General features: G+C 73.6%; 13 protein-coding genes. 3 read left to right on the forward strand and 10 right to left on the reverse strand.

Annotated elements, in window-relative coordinates; translation table 11 throughout:
• Positions 1 to 49: 49 nt before the first annotated feature.
• From CK505_RS06380 to CK505_RS06400, 5 genes are all read right to left on the reverse strand, one after another.
• The gene (locus CK505_RS06380) at positions 50 to 1,618 is read right to left on the reverse strand and encodes an NAD(P)H-hydrate epimerase (protein WP_095650579.1); all 1,569 of its coding nucleotides are present in this window, start codon (positions 1,616 to 1,618) and stop codon (positions 50 to 52) included.
• On the reverse strand, positions 1,615 to 1,986 hold the full coding sequence (locus CK505_RS06385) for a holo-ACP synthase (RefSeq protein ID WP_035924832.1): 372 nt from the start codon (positions 1,984 to 1,986) through the stop codon (positions 1,615 to 1,617). Before CK505_RS06385 ends, CK505_RS06380 begins: the two co-directional genes overlap by 4 nt.
• Before the next feature lie 77 nt (positions 1,987 to 2,063).
• The gene (gene glmS, locus CK505_RS06390; RefSeq protein WP_095650580.1) at positions 2,064 to 3,950 is read right to left on the reverse strand and encodes a glutamine--fructose-6-phosphate transaminase (isomerizing); all 1,887 of its coding nucleotides are present in this window, start codon (positions 3,948 to 3,950) and stop codon (positions 2,064 to 2,066) included.
• 124 nt (positions 3,951 to 4,074) lie between these two features.
• On the reverse strand, positions 4,075 to 5,220 hold the full coding sequence (locus tag CK505_RS06395) for a mannitol-1-phosphate 5-dehydrogenase (RefSeq protein ID WP_095650581.1): 1,146 nt from the start codon (positions 5,218 to 5,220) through the stop codon (positions 4,075 to 4,077).
• Positions 5,220 to 7,295, reverse strand: coding sequence for a PTS mannitol transporter subunit IICBA (locus tag CK505_RS06400; protein WP_031282963.1), 2,076 nt, complete (start codon positions 7,293 to 7,295; stop codon positions 5,220 to 5,222). The genes CK505_RS06395 and CK505_RS06400 overlap by 1 nt, the downstream gene beginning before the upstream one ends.
• A 172-nt stretch (positions 7,296 to 7,467) precedes the next feature.
• Here CK505_RS06400 and coaA point away from each other — a divergent pair, with 172 nt between their 5' ends.
• The 3 genes from coaA to mscL are packed head-to-tail and all read left to right on the forward strand — an operon-like array spanning position 7,468 to position 9,668.
• Positions 7,468 to 8,424: a type I pantothenate kinase gene (coaA, locus tag CK505_RS06405; RefSeq protein ID WP_031282962.1), complete on the forward strand. Its 957-nt coding sequence runs from the start codon at positions 7,468 to 7,470 to the stop codon at positions 8,422 to 8,424.
• Positions 8,424 to 9,266 carry a M15 family metallopeptidase gene (locus CK505_RS06410; RefSeq protein ID WP_017833330.1) on the forward strand — a complete coding sequence of 281 codons (843 nt, stop codon included), beginning with the start codon at positions 8,424 to 8,426 and terminating at the stop codon, positions 9,264 to 9,266. Before coaA ends, CK505_RS06410 begins: the two co-directional genes overlap by 1 nt.
• Before the next feature lie 9 nt (positions 9,267 to 9,275).
• Positions 9,276 to 9,668, forward strand: coding sequence for a large conductance mechanosensitive channel protein MscL (mscL, locus tag CK505_RS06415; RefSeq protein ID WP_031282960.1), 393 nt, complete (start codon positions 9,276 to 9,278; stop codon positions 9,666 to 9,668).
• Between the two features lie 82 nt (positions 9,669 to 9,750).
• Here the strand turns inward: mscL and glmM are convergent, their stop codons facing one another.
• The 5 genes from glmM to rplQ form a co-directional block, all read right to left on the reverse strand.
• On the reverse strand, positions 9,751 to 11,106 hold the full coding sequence (gene glmM, locus CK505_RS06420; RefSeq protein ID WP_031282958.1) for a phosphoglucosamine mutase: 1,356 nt from the start codon (positions 11,104 to 11,106) through the stop codon (positions 9,751 to 9,753).
• Between the two features lie 131 nt (positions 11,107 to 11,237).
• The gene (rpsI, locus tag CK505_RS06425; protein WP_031282957.1) at positions 11,238 to 11,744 is read right to left on the reverse strand and encodes a 30S ribosomal protein S9; all 507 of its coding nucleotides are present in this window, start codon (positions 11,742 to 11,744) and stop codon (positions 11,238 to 11,240) included.
• 33 nt (positions 11,745 to 11,777) lie between these two features.
• Positions 11,778 to 12,221 carry a 50S ribosomal protein L13 gene (gene rplM, locus CK505_RS06430; RefSeq protein ID WP_017833326.1) on the reverse strand — a complete coding sequence of 148 codons (444 nt, stop codon included), beginning with the start codon at positions 12,219 to 12,221 and terminating at the stop codon, positions 11,778 to 11,780.
• Between the two features lie 349 nt (positions 12,222 to 12,570).
• Positions 12,571 to 13,485, reverse strand: a complete 915-nt coding sequence (locus CK505_RS06435) for a tRNA pseudouridine(38-40) synthase TruA (RefSeq protein WP_095650582.1) — start codon at positions 13,483 to 13,485, stop codon at positions 12,571 to 12,573.
• A 104-nt stretch (positions 13,486 to 13,589) separates the two neighbouring features.
• Positions 13,590 to 14,351 carry a 50S ribosomal protein L17 gene (rplQ, locus tag CK505_RS06440; RefSeq protein ID WP_035924856.1) on the reverse strand — a complete coding sequence of 254 codons (762 nt, stop codon included), beginning with the start codon at positions 14,349 to 14,351 and terminating at the stop codon, positions 13,590 to 13,592.
• Between the last annotated feature and the right edge of the window lie 2 nt (positions 14,352 to 14,353).

Below are 14,353 nucleotides of genomic sequence, written 5' to 3' on the forward strand. Positions count from 1 at the left end.
GGAGGCGCCCGTGTCCCCGGGGCGGTCCGCCGGGGCCGGGACCGCCGGCTCAGCGGTCCCGGCGCAGAACCGTGCGCACGTTCGCGGACAGCGCCGTGGGGGGCACGGGGCCGAGGCCCTCCAGCCGGGAGGCGTAGCCGTGCACGGCCACGGCGAGGGCGGCGGCCACCGCGCGGCGGGTGTCCCCGCGGGCCCAGTCCCCCGCGGCGGCGAACGCGTCCGGGTCCTCGGCGCTGCCGGCGAGCGCTGCGCCCATGATGCCCGCGAGGGTGTCCCCGCTGCCGGCGGTCGCCAGCCACGGGCTGCCGTCGGCCTGGGAGAACAGCGTCCCGTCGGGGGACGCCACCAGGGTGGTGGCGCCCTTGAGGACGACGACGGTGCCGGTCGCCTCCGCGGCCGCGCGCGCCCACCGGGCGGGCTCGGCCTCGATCGCCGCCCGGTCCGGCGCCTGCCCGCCGCCGCCGAGGGCGGCGAGCCAGGCGAGCACCTGCTCGAGCTCCCCGGCGTGCGGGGTGAGGACCTTGCCGGGGCCGAGGGCGCCGTCGGCGGCCGCTCGGGCCGCCGCGTCGAGGGCGCCGGCGTCGACGACGGCGGGGATCGGGCCCGCGAGCACGGCGCCGATCCGGGACTCCTGGGCCGCGTCGCCCACCGCGCCGGGGCCCACGACCCACGCCTGGACGTGGACGTCGTCGGGGTGGTCCTCGGAGGCGACCACTTCGGGGCTGGTCAGGCACACCAGGGAGCGGGTGGCGGCGTCGCCGAGGTGGCGGACCATGCCGGCGCCGGCGTCCACGGCGGCGCGCGTGCACATCAGCGCCGCCCCAGGGTAGGTCGGGGAGCCGGCCACGACGCCCACCACGCCCCGGGAGTACTTGTGGGAGGCCGCCCCCGGCCGCGGCCACAGCGCCGCGACGTCGTCGGGCTCCAGGCGCCGCAGCGCGGGGGCGGGCAGGGCGTGCTCGATCCCGAGGGGCACGGTCCGCACCTCGCCGCACCACCGGTCCCCCGGCGGCAGGAACAGCCCGGCCTTGGCCCCGCCGAACGTCACGGTGACGTCCGCGGCCAGGACCGGCCCGGCCACCGCGCCCGTGTCCGCCGAGACGCCCGAGGGGACGTCGCACGCCACGACCGCGGGGCCCCCGTCCGGGGACCACCGGTCCAGGACCGCGCGGACGAGCTCCGCCGCCGGCCCGCGCAGCCCGCCCCGGGCGCCGGTGCCCAGCACGGCGTCGAGCACGAGGTCGGCGCGGAGCACGTGCTCGGCCGCCTCCTCGAGGGCTGGCCCGCCGTCCCCGGCGCGCAGCACCCGTCCCCCCGCGGCCTCGAGGGCGGCCCCGCCCTCGGGGTGCAGCCGGTCGCCGAGCGCCACGGCGAGCACGGAGGCGCCGCGGCCCGCCAGCTCCGCCCCCGCCCACAGCCCGTCCCCGCCGTTGTTGCCGGTGCCGGCGAGAACGACCACGCGCGCTCCGGCGACCCGCCCCCGGCGTCCGCGCAGGCGCTGCGCGCCGACGAGGGCCAGGCCGTGGGCGGCGCGCCGCATCAGCGCGGGGCCCTCCCCGCGCTCGAGGAAGGGCGTCTCGGCCGCGCGCACCTGCGCCCCGGTCCAGGCGGCGATCACGCCTGCCCCCCGTCCCCGGTGCGCTCGGCGATGACCATGGCCATGGCGATCCCGCCGTCGTGCGTCATGGTGAGGTGCCACCGGTCGATGCCCTGCCGGCGCGCCTCCTCCGCCACCGTTCCCTCGGTGCACAGCAGCGGGGCACCGGAGGGGTCCTTCTCGATCCAGCAGTGCTGCCAGATCATCCCGGGCGGCGCCTTGAGCGCCTTCGCCGCCGCCTCCTTGGCGGCGAAGCGCGCGGCGAGCGAGCGCACGTGCAGGTCCCGCTCGAGCGGGGTGAACAGCCGGGCCACGAGGCCGGGGGTGCGGGCGATCTGCTCCTCGAAGCGGGCGATGTCCACCACGTCGATGCCGGTGCCGATGATCATGGTCCCCAGCCTAACGACCGCCGGCCCGCCGCCCGGGAGGAACCGGGGCGGCGGGCCGGCGCAGCGGCGGGCGCGGACTACTCGACGGTGACGGACTTCGCGAGGTTGCGGGGCTGGTCGACGTCGTAGCCCTTCGCCGTGGCCAGCTCGCACGCGAAGATCTGCAGCGGGACCGTGGTCAGCAGCGGCTGGAGCAGCACCGGGGACTGCGGCACGCGGAAGATGTGGTTCGCGTAGTCGGCGACGGCCTCGTCCCCCTCCTCCGCGATGACGATGGTCACGGCCCCGCGGGCACGGATCTCCTGGATGTTGGAGACCACCTTCGCGTGCAGCGAGTCCCGTCCGCGCGGGGAGGGGACGATGACGAACACCGGCTGGCCCTCCTCGATGAGGGCGATCGGCCCGTGCTTGAGCTCGCCGGCGGCGAAGCCCTCGGCGTGGATGTAGGCGATCTCCTTGAGCTTGAGCGCGCCCTCGAGGGCCACCGGGAAGCCGACGTGGCGGCCCAGGAAGAGCACGGACGAGGCGTCCTTCATGGACTGCGCGAGATCCTTGACCGCGGCCTGCGCGTCGATGACCTGCTGGATCTTGGCCGGCATGGCTTCCAGCTCGGCGAGGATCTCCCCGATCTCGTCCTTGTACTTGTTGCCGCGCAGCTGGGCCAGGTAGAGGCCCAGGAGGTAGGCGGCGGTGATCTGGGCCAGGAACGCCTTGGTCGAGGCGACGGCGATCTCGGGTCCGGCGTGCGTGTAGAGCGCGGCGTCGGCCTCGCGCGGGATCGTGGAGCCGTTGGTGTTGCAGATCGCCACGACCTTGGCCCCCTGCTCCTGGGCGTGCCGGACCGCCATGAGGGTGTCCATGGTCTCGCCGGACTGGGACAGGGCGACCACCAGGGTCCGCTCGTTGACGATCGGGTCCCGGTAGCGGAACTCGTGGGCGAGCTCGACCTCGGTGGGGATCCGGCACCAGTGCTCGATCGCGTACCGGGCGACCTGCCCCGCGTAGGCGGCGGTGCCGCAGGCCACGACGACGATCTTGTCCACGGCGCGGAGCACCGCCTCGTCGATCCTGAGCTCGTCGAGGACCAGGTTCCCGTCCGGGTCGGTGCGGCCCATGAGGGTCTGCTCCACGGCGGCGGGCTGCTCGTTGATCTCTTTCTCCATGAAGGACGGGAAGCCGCCCTTCTCGGCGGCGGCCGCGTCCCACAGCACCTGGAAGGGCTTGCCGTCCGCGTGGTTGCCGTGGAAGTCGGTGATCTCGTAGTCGTCGGCCGTGATGGACACGACCTGGTCCTGCCCCAGCTCCACGGCGCTGCGGGTGTAGTCGATGAACCCGGAGACGTCGGAGCCGAGGAAGTTCTCGCCCTCGCCCAGCCCGAGCACCAGCGGCGAGTTGCGGCGGGCGGCGACCACGCGGCCGGGGTGGTCCACGTGCACGGCGAGGAGCGTGAACGCGCCCTCGAGCCGGCGGCACGCGACCTGCATGGCCGCGGTCAGGTCCTGGTCGCCGAGGTCGTTGTAGGTGTCGGCCAGGAGCACGGCGGCGACCTCGGTGTCGGTCTCCGAGCGGAACTCGTGGCCCTTCTCGATCAGCTCGCGCTTGAGCTCGGCGAAGTTCTCGATGATGCCGTTGTGGATCACGGCGAGCCGGCCGCCGTCGACGACGTGCGGGTGGGCGTTGACGTCCGACGGTCCGCCGTGGGTGGCCCAGCGGGTGTGCCCGATGCCGGTGGTGGAGCGGGGCAGCGGGCTGTCGCGCAGCTCCTGCTCGAGGTTGAGCAGCTTGCCGGCCTTCTTGCGGAAGCCGACGGTGCCGTCCGCGACGACGGCCACGCCCGCGGAGTCGTAGCCGCGGTACTCGAGGCGCCGGAGGCCCTCGACGAGGACGTCAAGGGCGTCGTGCCCGGAGCCGGGCACGTCCGAGCGCTGGGAGGAGGGGCCCACATATCCAACAATTCCACACATGCGCTTCACAGTACCGCATGGATCTCGCCCGGCCGGGCGCACCGGACCCGGCGGGCCGGGCCGTGTTTCCGCCTCTTCTGGGGACACGGCCCGTCCCGCCTGTGGGCCCTTCCGTGGGGTCCGGTCAGCCCCGGCGCTCCCGGACGGCGTCGGCCACCAGCGCCTCGAGCGGCGGGAAGAGCGGGTGCCCGGCGTCCAGCCCCGTGATCTCCCGGACGGCGTCGGCCGGCTCCAGCGTGTCGAGGAGCTCGCCCAGCCGGACGGCCTCCGGGTCGTCGGCCGGGTCGAAGCGCAGGGCGGCCCCCACGGCCGCCTGCAGCCCGTCGGTGCCGAGGCCCCGTTCGGCCAGCTCGGCCGCCGGGCCCACGAACCGCTCGTGCCGGCCGAGCTTGCGCAGCGGGGCACGGCCCACGCGCTCCACGGTGTCGGGGAGGTGCTCGTTGGCGAAGCGGTCGAGGATCTTCGCGACGTAGCGTCCGTGCTCCAGCTCGTCGAACCCGTGCTTCGCCACGAGCAGCGCCTGCGTCTCCGCGAGCGCTGCCGCGACCCGCTCCCGGATCCCGGGGTCGGCGATCGCCTCCGCGATGCGGTGCCGGCCGGCCCGGTAGCCGAAGTACGCGCACGCGGCGTGGCCGGTGTTGACCGTGAACAGCTTGCGCTCGATGTAGGGCACGAGGTCGTCGACGTAGGTCGCCCCCTCGATGGCCGGCTCGCCCCCCGCGAACGGGGTGCGGTCGATGACCCACTCGTGGAACTGCTCCACGACCACGTCGAGCCCGCCGCCGTCCTGCTGGGGCACGATCCGGTCGACGGCGGTGTTGGCGAACACCGCCCGGCGGTCGAGGTCCTCGCCGCCGTACTCGGCGCGGACGGCCTCGGCGAGCAGGTCCGTGGCGGACAGGGCGTTCTCGCACGCCATGACCGCCACGGGGGATGCGCCGTCCGGGCGCGCGGCGATGCCGCGCGCCACGAGCGGCGCCACGAACTTGAGGATGTGCGCGCCCACGGCCGTGGTGACCACGTCCGCCGTGGCGATCTCGGCGACCACGGACTCCGGGGCGTCCGCCGAGTTGAGCGCCCGGTACCCCTCGACGACCGTGTCGCGGGAGCCGGCGCCGACCTCGTGGACGGTGTAGCTGGGGGTCGACGCCAGCGCGTCGATCAGCGGGGCCGCCACGTCGGCGAACACGACCTCGTAGCCCGAGCGGTGCATGAGCAGGCCGACGAAGCCGCGGCCGATGTTGCCCGCCCCGAAGTGGACGCACTTCATCAGTCGTTCACCTTCCCCAGTAGGTCGAGCACTTCGTCGGCGGTCCTCGCCTCGTCCAGCTGGCGCACCTTCTCCTTGTTGCCGAAGATCTTCGCGACCCGGGAGAGGATCGCGAGGTGCTCGTTGTCCTTGCCGGCGATGCCGATCACCCAGGTGACGGGCTTGCCGTTCCAGTCCAGGCCCTCGGGGTAGCGCACGACCGACAGGGCCGAGGAGCGGATGCTGTCCTTCGCCTGGTTGGTGCCGTGCGGGATGGCCAGGCCGTTGCCCATGAAGGTGGACACCGACTCCTCGCGCTCGTGCATGGAGGCCACGTACGCGTCGGTCACGGCACCGGCCGCCACCAGCAGGCCGCCGGCCTCGTCGATGGCCTGCGCGGCGTTGCGCGCGCCGCCGTCCATGACGATCCGGTCCCTGGTGAGGATGGTGGCGTCCCCGGACGTCCCGGCGCCCTCGCCCGGGTCCGCGGCCACGGTGTCGCCGCCGGAGGCCGCTCCCCCGCCGCCGGCCGTGGCCGCCGCCGCGCCGCCGCCCGCCGGGACGGCGGCGCCGTTGCGCTGCTGCACGGCCTCGACGATCTCGTCGTAGCGGGGGCTGCCCATGAAGTTGTCGACGGTCACCACCGCGGCGCTGGGCACCTTCGGCCGGGCCCGCGTGGCCAGGTCCTGGTGGGTGACCACGATGTCGAAGTCGTCGGTGAGGTTGGCGATCGCCGCGTTGGTGACCTTGACGTCGGCGAACCCGGCCGCCTTGACCTTGTTCCGCAGCACGGAGGCGCCCATCGCGGAGGAGCCCATGCCGGCGTCGCACGCGAACACGATGCGCTGCACCGGTCCGCCGTCGGCCAGCTCACGGGCGGGGGTCCCGCCGGTGTCCGCGCCGCCGCTGGTGCCGACGATCGCGGAGGACACGGAGCTCTTCTTGCCCTTCATCCCCTCCATCCGGGAGGTGGCCTCGGTGAGGTCTCCCTCGCCCTTGTCCTTGGAGGCCTTGAGGATGATCGAGGCCACGAAGAAGGACACGGCGGTGGCGGCCGTCACCGCGAGGGCCACGCCCACGTAGCTGTCGGTGGTGGCCTGGGCGAAGATCGCGATGATCGAGCCCGGGGCGGCCGGGGCGCGCAGGCCCGCGTCGAAGAGGGTCAGCGTGAAGATGCCCGTCATGCCTCCCGCGATCGCCGCCAGGATCAGCGCCGGCTTCATCAGCACGTACGGGAAGTAGATCTCGTGGATGCCGCCCACGAAGTGGATCAGGGCCGCGCCGGGGGCCGAGGCGCGCGCGGCGCCGCGGCCGAAGACCGTGTAGGCCAGCAGGATGCCCAGACCGGGGCCGGGGTTGGCCTCGAGCAGGAAGAGGATCGACTTGCCCTCCTCCAGGGCCTGGGCGGTGCCCAGGGGGGTGAGGATGCCGTGGTTGATCGCGTTGTTGAGGAACAGCACCTTCGCGGGCTCGATGAGGATCGAGGTCAGCGGCAGCAGCCCCCGGGTGACCAGGAAGTCCACCGCCGAGGCGGCCGCGTTGGAGAAGGCCAGCACGGCGGGGCCGATCAGGAAGAAGCCGAAGATGGCCATGGCCGCGGCCAGGATGCCGGCGGAGAAGTTGTTCACGAGCATCTCGAAGCCGGGCTTGATCTTCCCGTCCCAGATGGCGTCGACCTTCTTCATCACCCACGCGGTCAGCGGGCCCATGAGCATCGCCCCGATGAACATGGGGATGTCGGTGCCCACGATCACGCCCATCGTGGCGATCGCCCCGACCACGCCGCCGCGGACGTCGTAGACCATCCGCCCGCCCGTGTAGGCGATCAGCAGCGGCAGGAGGTAGGTGATCATCGGGCCGACCAGGCCCGTGTACGGCTCGCCCTCGGCGTTCTCGCCGAACCCGCCCAGCGGGCCGAAGGGGGTGAAGCCCGCCTCGATGAAGAACGCGGTGATCAGCCCCCAGGCGATGAACGCCCCGATGTTGGGCATGATCATCCCCGAGAGGAACGTGCCGAAGCGCTGCACGTGCGCGCGGGCCGCCGTCGACCGCCCTCCCGCCGGTGCTGTGGTCTCTGAGGTCGTTGCCGTCGCCATGGTCCTGTCCTGACTCTCGAGCGGGGTGGTCCTCCACCGGCGGAGCGCACGCGCCGTGCACTGCTGTGAGTTCTCTCACGGCGAATACCGGATCGAGACCAAATCTACACCCGGGTACGGGGCCTGTCTCCGGTACACCTCGGGCGCCGGGGTGCGGTCTAGACTGTGGTCGATGACCGCATCTACGCTGAGCGAACGCGCCTCGCCCTTCGTGGAGCTCGACCGGCAGACCTGGTCGAGACTCTCCCACGAGATCGACGTTCCCCTCACCTCTCGGGAGATCGAGAACCTGCGCGGCCTCGGCGACCGGCTCGACGTCGCGGAGGTCCGCGAGGTGTACCTCCCCATCTCGCGGCTGCTGACCCTCTACGACGAGTCGTCGAACCGGCTCAACGCCTCGACCAACGCGTTCCTCGGCGAGGAGCACGCCCGGACCCCGTTCGTGATCGGCATCGCCGGCTCCGTGGCCGCCGGCAAGTCCACCACGGCCCGCCTCCTGCGCGAGCTGCTGTCCCGGTGGCCGTCCACCCCCCACGTGCAGCTCATCACCACGGACGGGTTCCTGTACCCCAACGCCGAGCTGCAGCGCCGCGGGCTCATGGACCGCAAGGGCTTCCCGGAGTCCTACGACCGCCGCGCCCTGCTGCGCTTCGTCGCCAAGATCAAGTCGGGCGCCCCCGAGGTGCGGGCGCCCAAGTACTCGCACCACAGCTACGACATCCTGCCCGGCGAGGAGGTCGTGGTGACCCGCCCGGACGTGGTCATCATCGAGGGGCTCAACGTGCTCGCCCCCGCCAAGGTGGGCCCCGGGGACCGGGCCGCCCTCGCCCTGAGCGACTTCTTCGACTTCTCGATCTACGTGGACGCCCGGCCCGCGGACATCGAGCGCTGGTACGTGGAGCGGTTCCAGGCCCTGCGCTCCTCCGCGTTCGCCGACCCCGGCTCCTACTTCCACCGCTACGCCGACCTCTCCGACGAGAAGGCCGTGGCCACCGCCACCGGCATCTGGCGGCGGATCAACGAGCCCAACCTGATCGAGAACGTGCAGCCGACGCGCGGCCGCGCCCGGCTGATCCTCTCCAAGGACTCCGACCACTCGATCCGGCGCGTGCTGCTGCGCAAGAACTGATGGACGCCCTGCGCGCCGGCGCCCTCCTGCTCACCGCCGCGGTGCTCGTGGCCGGGTGCGCACCTGATCCCGGGGCCGCTCCCCCGGCCCCGCCGGAACCCTCCGGCACCACCGCGGCACCGGCCGCGCCCGCCCCGCCCGGGTCCGGTCCTGCGTCCGTGCCGGCTCCGGCGTCCCCGTCCGGGCCGGCGTCCGCCTCCGGCACGGCGTCGCCGGCACCGGCGCCCACCACCGGCCGGGGGCCGGGACCGCGTCCGGAGCTGGACGACCCCGCCTCGCTCGCCGTGGTGGTCAACAAGCGTCGGCCCCTGGACCCGCAGGACTGGGCACCCGCCGCCCTCGAGGACCTCGAGGGGCACCTGCTGCGCCCCGAGGCGGCCGCCGCGGCGCGCACGCTGCTGGCCGCGGCCCGGGCGGACGGCGTGCCGGTCCGGATCGTGTCGGGCTACCGCTCCTTCACCGAGCAGTCCCGCACGTACGCCGGGTGGGTGGCGCAGAAGGGCCCGGAGGCCGCCGACACGGCGTCCGCCCGCCCGGGTCACTCGGAGCACCAGACCGGGCTGGCGGTGGACGTCGGCGAGGGCTCCGGGTGCGACCTGCGCGTGTGCTTCGACGGGACGGCCACCGCCGCGTGGGTGGCCGAGCACGGGCCGGAGCACGGCTTCGTGGTCCGCTACCCCTGGGGCGAGCACGGCACCACCGGCTACTGGTACGAGCCGTGGCACCTGCGCTACCTCGGGACGGAGCGGGCCCAGGAGCTCGCGTGCTCGGGCGCCGCGACGCTCGAGGAGTTCTCCGGCCTGCCGCCGGCCCCGGACTACGGACCACCCGCGCCCGGCTAGTCTGTGGCCATGCTCAAGGGATTCCGGGAATTCATCATGAAGGGCAACGTGCTCGACCTGGCCGTCGCCGTGATCATCGGCGCGGCGTTCGCCCAGGTCGTCAACGCCATGGTCGAGGCGGTGCTCATGCCGCTCATCTCCGCGCTGGTCGGCTCGCCCAACTTCGACTCGTTCGCGGTGCTCACCGTCAACGGCAACGACATCAGGTTCGGCGTGCTGCTCACCGCGCTCGTCAACTTCCTGCTCGTGGCCGCCGCCGTGTACTTCGCCATCGTGCTGCCGATGAACAAGATGATCGAGGCCCGCAACCGCCGGCTCGGCATCGATCCCACCCAGGAGGAGGCCGACGCTCAGGTGCAGCTGCTCACCGAGATCCGCGACGCCCTGCGCCGACGCACCTGATCCCGGTCCCGCCGGTCCCGCCGGACGCCGGAGGCCCGCACCGTGCGCACGGTGCGGGCCTCCGGCGCCCGGCGGGACCGGCTCAGACGGTGAGGGCCAGCTCGCGCTCCACGACGGACGCGAGGAACTCCGTCTCGGCCCGGGCGATCTCCTCGGAGGCCGCCTCGACCATCACGCGGACCACCGGCTCGGTCCCCGAGGGGCGCAGCAGCACGCGGCCCGTCTCGCCGAGGCGCTGCTCGACCTCCGCGACGGCCGCCTGCACCCCGGGGTTGGAGCCCACCGCGGTGCGGTCCACCCCGCGCACGTTGAGCAGCACCTGCGGCAGCCGCGTCATCACGCGGGCCAGCTCCGCGAGCGGTGCGCGGGTCTGGGCCACGCGCGAGGCCAGCATCAGCCCGGTCAGCAGCCCGTCGCCGGTGGTGGCGTAGTCGGACATGATCACGTGGCCGGACTGCTCGCCGCCCAGGTTGTACCCGTGCTCGGTCATCGTCTCGAGGACGTAGCGGTCCCCCACGGCGGTCTCCCGAACGTCGATGCCCGCGTCCCGCAGGGCCAGCTTGAGGCCGAGGTTGCTCATCACGGTGGCCACGAGCGTGTCCTCGACGAGCCGGCCCGCGTCCTTGAGCGCCAGGGCGAGGATCGCCATGATCTGGTCCCCGTCGACCTCGCGGCCGGTGGCGTCCACGGCGAGGCAGCGGTCGGCGTCGCCGTCGTGGGCGATCCCGAGGTCGGCCCCGAGCTCGACGACGGCCCGCTGGAGGGGCTCCAGGTGGGTCGAGCCGCAGCCGTCGTTGATGTTCAGGCCGTCGGGCTCCGCGCCGATGACGTGCACCTCGGCGCCCGCGCCGCGGAAGGCGTCCGGCGAGACCCCGCTGGCGGCGCCGTTGGCGCAGTCCAGGACCACGCGCATCCCCTCGAGCCGGTGCGGGATGGCCCCCACCAGGTGCAGGACGTAGCGGTCCTCGGCGTCCGTGAGCAGGTGGATGCGCCCGACCCCGGCGCCGGTGGGGCGCCGGAAGTCGCCGGACTCGAAGACCTGCTGGATCTCGTCCTCCACCCGGTCCGGGAGCTTCCGCCCGCCGTGGGCCAGGAACTTGATCCCGTTGTCGGGGGCCGGGTTGTGCGAGGCGGAGATCATCACGCCGAAGTCGGCGTCGAGGTCCGCCACCAGGTAGGCCAGCGCGGGGGTCGGCAGGACCCCGGCGTCGTGGACGTCCACGCCCGAGCCGGCGAGACCCGCGGTCACGGCGGCGCTGAGGAACTCCCCGCTGGCCCGCCCGTCCCGGGCGACGACCGCCGTGGGGCGCCGCCCCTCGCGTGCGTGGCCGTGGCCGAGCACGATCGCGGCGGCCTGGGCCAGGTCCAGGGTCATGTTGGCTGTGAGGAGGTCGTTCGCGAGCCCGCGCACGCCGTCCGTTCCGAATAATCTAGACATCGCCCCCATCCTACGTTCCCCGCGGCCCGGACACCGGCAGGCGGGCAGAAACGAAGGGACCCCGTCCGACACCGGTGTGCACCGGGTCGGACGGGGTCCGTGACGCTGGGGCGGGCCGGGAGGCCCTCCGATCAGCGCTTCGAGTACTGCGGAGCCTTGCGGGCCTTCTTGAGACCGGCCTTCTTGCGCTCGATGACGCGCGGGTCGCGGGTCAGGAAGCCGGCCTTCTTGAGGGTCGGGCGGTTGTTCTCGAGGTCGATCTCGTTCAGGGCACGCGCCACGCCGTGGCGCAGGGCACCGGCCTGGCCGGAGGGGCCACCGCCGTGGATGCGGGCGATGACGTCGTAGGCGCCCTCGAGCTCCAGCACCTTGAAGGGGTCGTTGACCTCCTGCTGGTGCAGCTTGTTCGGGAAGTAGTTCTCCAGGGTGCGGCCGTTGACGGTCCACTGGCCGGAGCCGGGGACGACGCGCACGCGGGCGACGGCCTCCTTGCGGCGGCCGACGGCCTGGCCGGAGACGGTGAGGGCCGGGCGCTCGGCGGCGGCCTCGGTCTCCTCCGCGGGGGAGGACTCGGAGGTGTAGCTGCTCAGCTGCTCCTCGCCGTCCACGATGTTCTGCTCTTCAGTATTCTGAGCCACGATTTTCCTCGCTCGTTTCTGTCGTAGGCCCGGTTACTGGGCGACCTGGGTGAACTCGAAGGTCTGCGGCTGCTGGGCACCGTGGGGGTGCTCCGGGCCGGCGTAGACCTTGAGCTTGGACATCTGCTGGGCGGCCAGCTTGTTCTTCGGGAGCATGCCACGGATGGCCTTCTCCACGGCGCGGACCGGGTGCTTCTCCAGCAGCTCGGCGTAGGAGCTGGACTTGAGCCCGCCCGGGTAGCCGGAGTGGCGGTAGGCCCGCTTCTTCTCGAGCTTGGAGCCGGTCAGGGCCACCTTCTCGGCGTTGATGATGATGACGAAATCACCGGCGTCCACGTGGGGAGCAAAGGTCGGCTTGTGCTTTCCGCGCAGCAGCGTTGCGGTCTGGCTGGCAAGGCGACCCAGGACGACGTCGGTGGCATCGATGACGTGCCACTGGCGCTGGATGTCACCGGGCTTCGGGGTGTACGTACGCACGTTAGTTTGCCTTCGTTCGGGTTATCTCGGTGGCGCTAGTTGGGATCACGCCGTTTCTCGGTGTGCCGTCCGGGGCTCGGGTGAGGGCCGAGCTGCATCCGGTGCCCGAGACCCCGGTGCACCGGACCGCCAGGCGTCCTGCAACGGGACAGCGGATCCGGGTACACGTGAACCGAGGCGGGACACGCACAACAGCACCCCACGGTACCGGATGGAGCGGCCAAAGACCACTCGGGCCATACACCCGGAGGGTGCGGCGGTCAATCTCCCCGCGGGCGCCCGGGCCCGCGGAGGCTCACGCTCCGCCGTGCCGGGGCGTCCCGGGAGCGTCGCGGGGATCTCCTCGGAGCTACTCGCGGGCGGGGTCGCCGAGCGGGGCGCGCCGCGCCCGGGTGCGCTCGGCCCGCTCCCCCAGGGCGGCGTCCCCGGGATAGCGGACCTCCTCGAGCACGAGGGCGTGCGGCGGGGCCATCAGCGCCTTGGCGTCCCGGACCCGCTCCGCGAGCCGGCGGCCGAGCCAGTCGGGGTCCTCGCGGCCCGCGCCCACGCGGGCGGCCGCGCCCACGACCGAGCGGACCATGTGGTGGCAGAAGGCGTCCGCCTCGATGCCCAGCAGCACGAGCCCGTCCCGGTCCCGCTCGACGGACACGTCCAGGACCTCCCGCACCGTCGTGGCGCCCTCCCGGGGGCGGCAGAAGGACAGGAAGTCGTGCAGCCCCACCAGCTCCTGCGCCGCCCGGGCCATGACGGGGACGTCGAGCACGTCCTTCGACCACCACGTCAGGTGCCGGGTCAGCGGGTCCCGGCCCGCCGCGCCGTCGTCGATCCGGTAGCTGTAGCGCCGGGAGACGGCGGAGAAGCGGGCGTCGAAGCCGGCGGGGGCGGCGCCCGCGCGGCGGACCACCACCGCGCCCGGGCACTCGGGCAGGCCCTGCGCGCGGCGGCCGCGGCCCAGGACGTGGGCCAGGGCCCCGGTGAGGCGGCGTTCGAGCGCCCGTCCCGGGTCTTCGTCCCGGCCGCGGGCGAGACCGGTCCACTCCGCGGGGGCCAGGTCCAGGTGCGCCACCTGGCCGCGGGCGTGCACCCCGGTGTCCGTCCGGCCGGCCACCGCGACCCGCACGTCCCGGCGGACCAGCACGGCGAGGGCGTCCTCCACGGCCCCCTGCACGGTCGGCAGGCCCGGCTGACGGGCCCACCCGGCGAACGGCGCGCCGTCGTAGGCCAGGTCGATCCGCACGCGCACGGGGGAATCGGACGGGCTCATGGTCAGCTCCTGGGAGGGGGTGGTGGGGGGTGCGGCGGGCACGACGACGCCGCCGGGGACCAGGTCCCCGGCGGCGTCGCGGTGTCCGTCCGTGCGTCGTCCGGTCAGCGCAGCTTCTGCGCGGCGGCGCCGCCGGCCGGCTGGAAGCCGGCGGCCTCGGCGTTGGCCGGCGAGTCGAACCAGATCTCGGCGGTGGTGCCCGCGTACCAGCGCGAGCCGGGCACGTGGTACTTCATCGAGTTCTTGTTGCCCTTGACCTCGAAGCCCTCGGGGGCCTCGCCGGACTCGAGCGGGGCGTGCGAACCGGGGAACTCGGCGTCGGAGTTCTCGGCGGCGACCTCGGCGGCCTGCTCGGAGCCGACCTCGGGGGCCTGCTCGTCGGCGGGGATCTCCTCGGCGGCGACCTCACCGGCGGTGGTGTCCGCCGGGGTGTCGACCGGGGCGGCGGGGGCCGGGGCGGCCTTCTCGGTAGCGCGCTCGGCCTCGGCCACGGTGGCCTTGGTCGCGACGGGCTCCATCACGAGCTCGATGACGGCCATGGGGGCGTTGTCGCCCTTGCGGTTGCCGATCTTGGTGATGCGGGTGTAGCCGCCGTTGCGGTCCTCCATCGCCGAGGCGATGGTGGTGAACAGCTCGTGCACCACGGACTTGTCGGTCAGCTGCGCCAGCACGCGACGGCGGGCGGCCAGGTCACCGCGCTTGGCGAAGGTGATCAGGCGCTCGGCGTAGGGACGCATCCGCTTCGCCTTGGTCACGGTGGTGGTGATGCGCTTGTGCTCGAACAGCTGCTGCGACAGGTTCGCCAGCATCAGGCGCTCGTGCGCGGGTCCGCCTCCGAGGCGGGGTCCCTTGGTGGGAGTAGGCATGG

Origin of the sequence: Kocuria sp. WN036 (assembly GCF_002287015.1) — a bacterium.
Classification (GTDB): domain Bacteria; phylum Actinomycetota; class Actinomycetes; order Actinomycetales; family Micrococcaceae; genus Kocuria; species Kocuria rosea.

Coding starts and splice junctions, on each gene's coding strand:
- CK505_RS06395 (WP_095650581.1), bottom strand. CDS start 5,220: ATGAAGTGCGTCCACTTCGGGGCGGGCAACATCGGCCGCGGCTTCGTC.
- CK505_RS06385 (WP_035924832.1), bottom strand. CDS start 1,986: ATGATCATCGGCACCGGCATCGACGTGGTGGACATCGCCCGCTTCGAG.
- CK505_RS06435 (WP_095650582.1), bottom strand. CDS start 13,485: ATGAGCCCGTCCGATTCCCCCGTGCGCGTGCGGATCGACCTGGCCTAC.
- CK505_RS06410 (WP_017833330.1), top strand. CDS start 8,424: ATGGACGCCCTGCGCGCCGGCGCCCTCCTGCTCACCGCCGCGGTGCTC.
- glmM (WP_031282958.1), bottom strand. CDS start 11,106: ATGTCTAGATTATTCGGAACGGACGGCGTGCGCGGGCTCGCGAACGAC.
- coaA (WP_031282962.1), top strand. CDS start 7,468: ATGACCGCATCTACGCTGAGCGAACGCGCCTCGCCCTTCGTGGAGCTC.
- CK505_RS06400 (WP_031282963.1), bottom strand. CDS start 7,295: ATGGCGACGGCAACGACCTCAGAGACCACAGCACCGGCGGGAGGGCGG.
- rplQ (WP_035924856.1), bottom strand. CDS start 14,351: ATGCCTACTCCCACCAAGGGACCCCGCCTCGGAGGCGGACCCGCGCAC.
- glmS (WP_095650580.1), bottom strand. CDS start 3,950: ATGTGTGGAATTGTTGGATATGTGGGCCCCTCCTCCCAGCGCTCGGAC.
- mscL (WP_031282960.1), top strand. CDS start 9,276: ATGCTCAAGGGATTCCGGGAATTCATCATGAAGGGCAACGTGCTCGAC.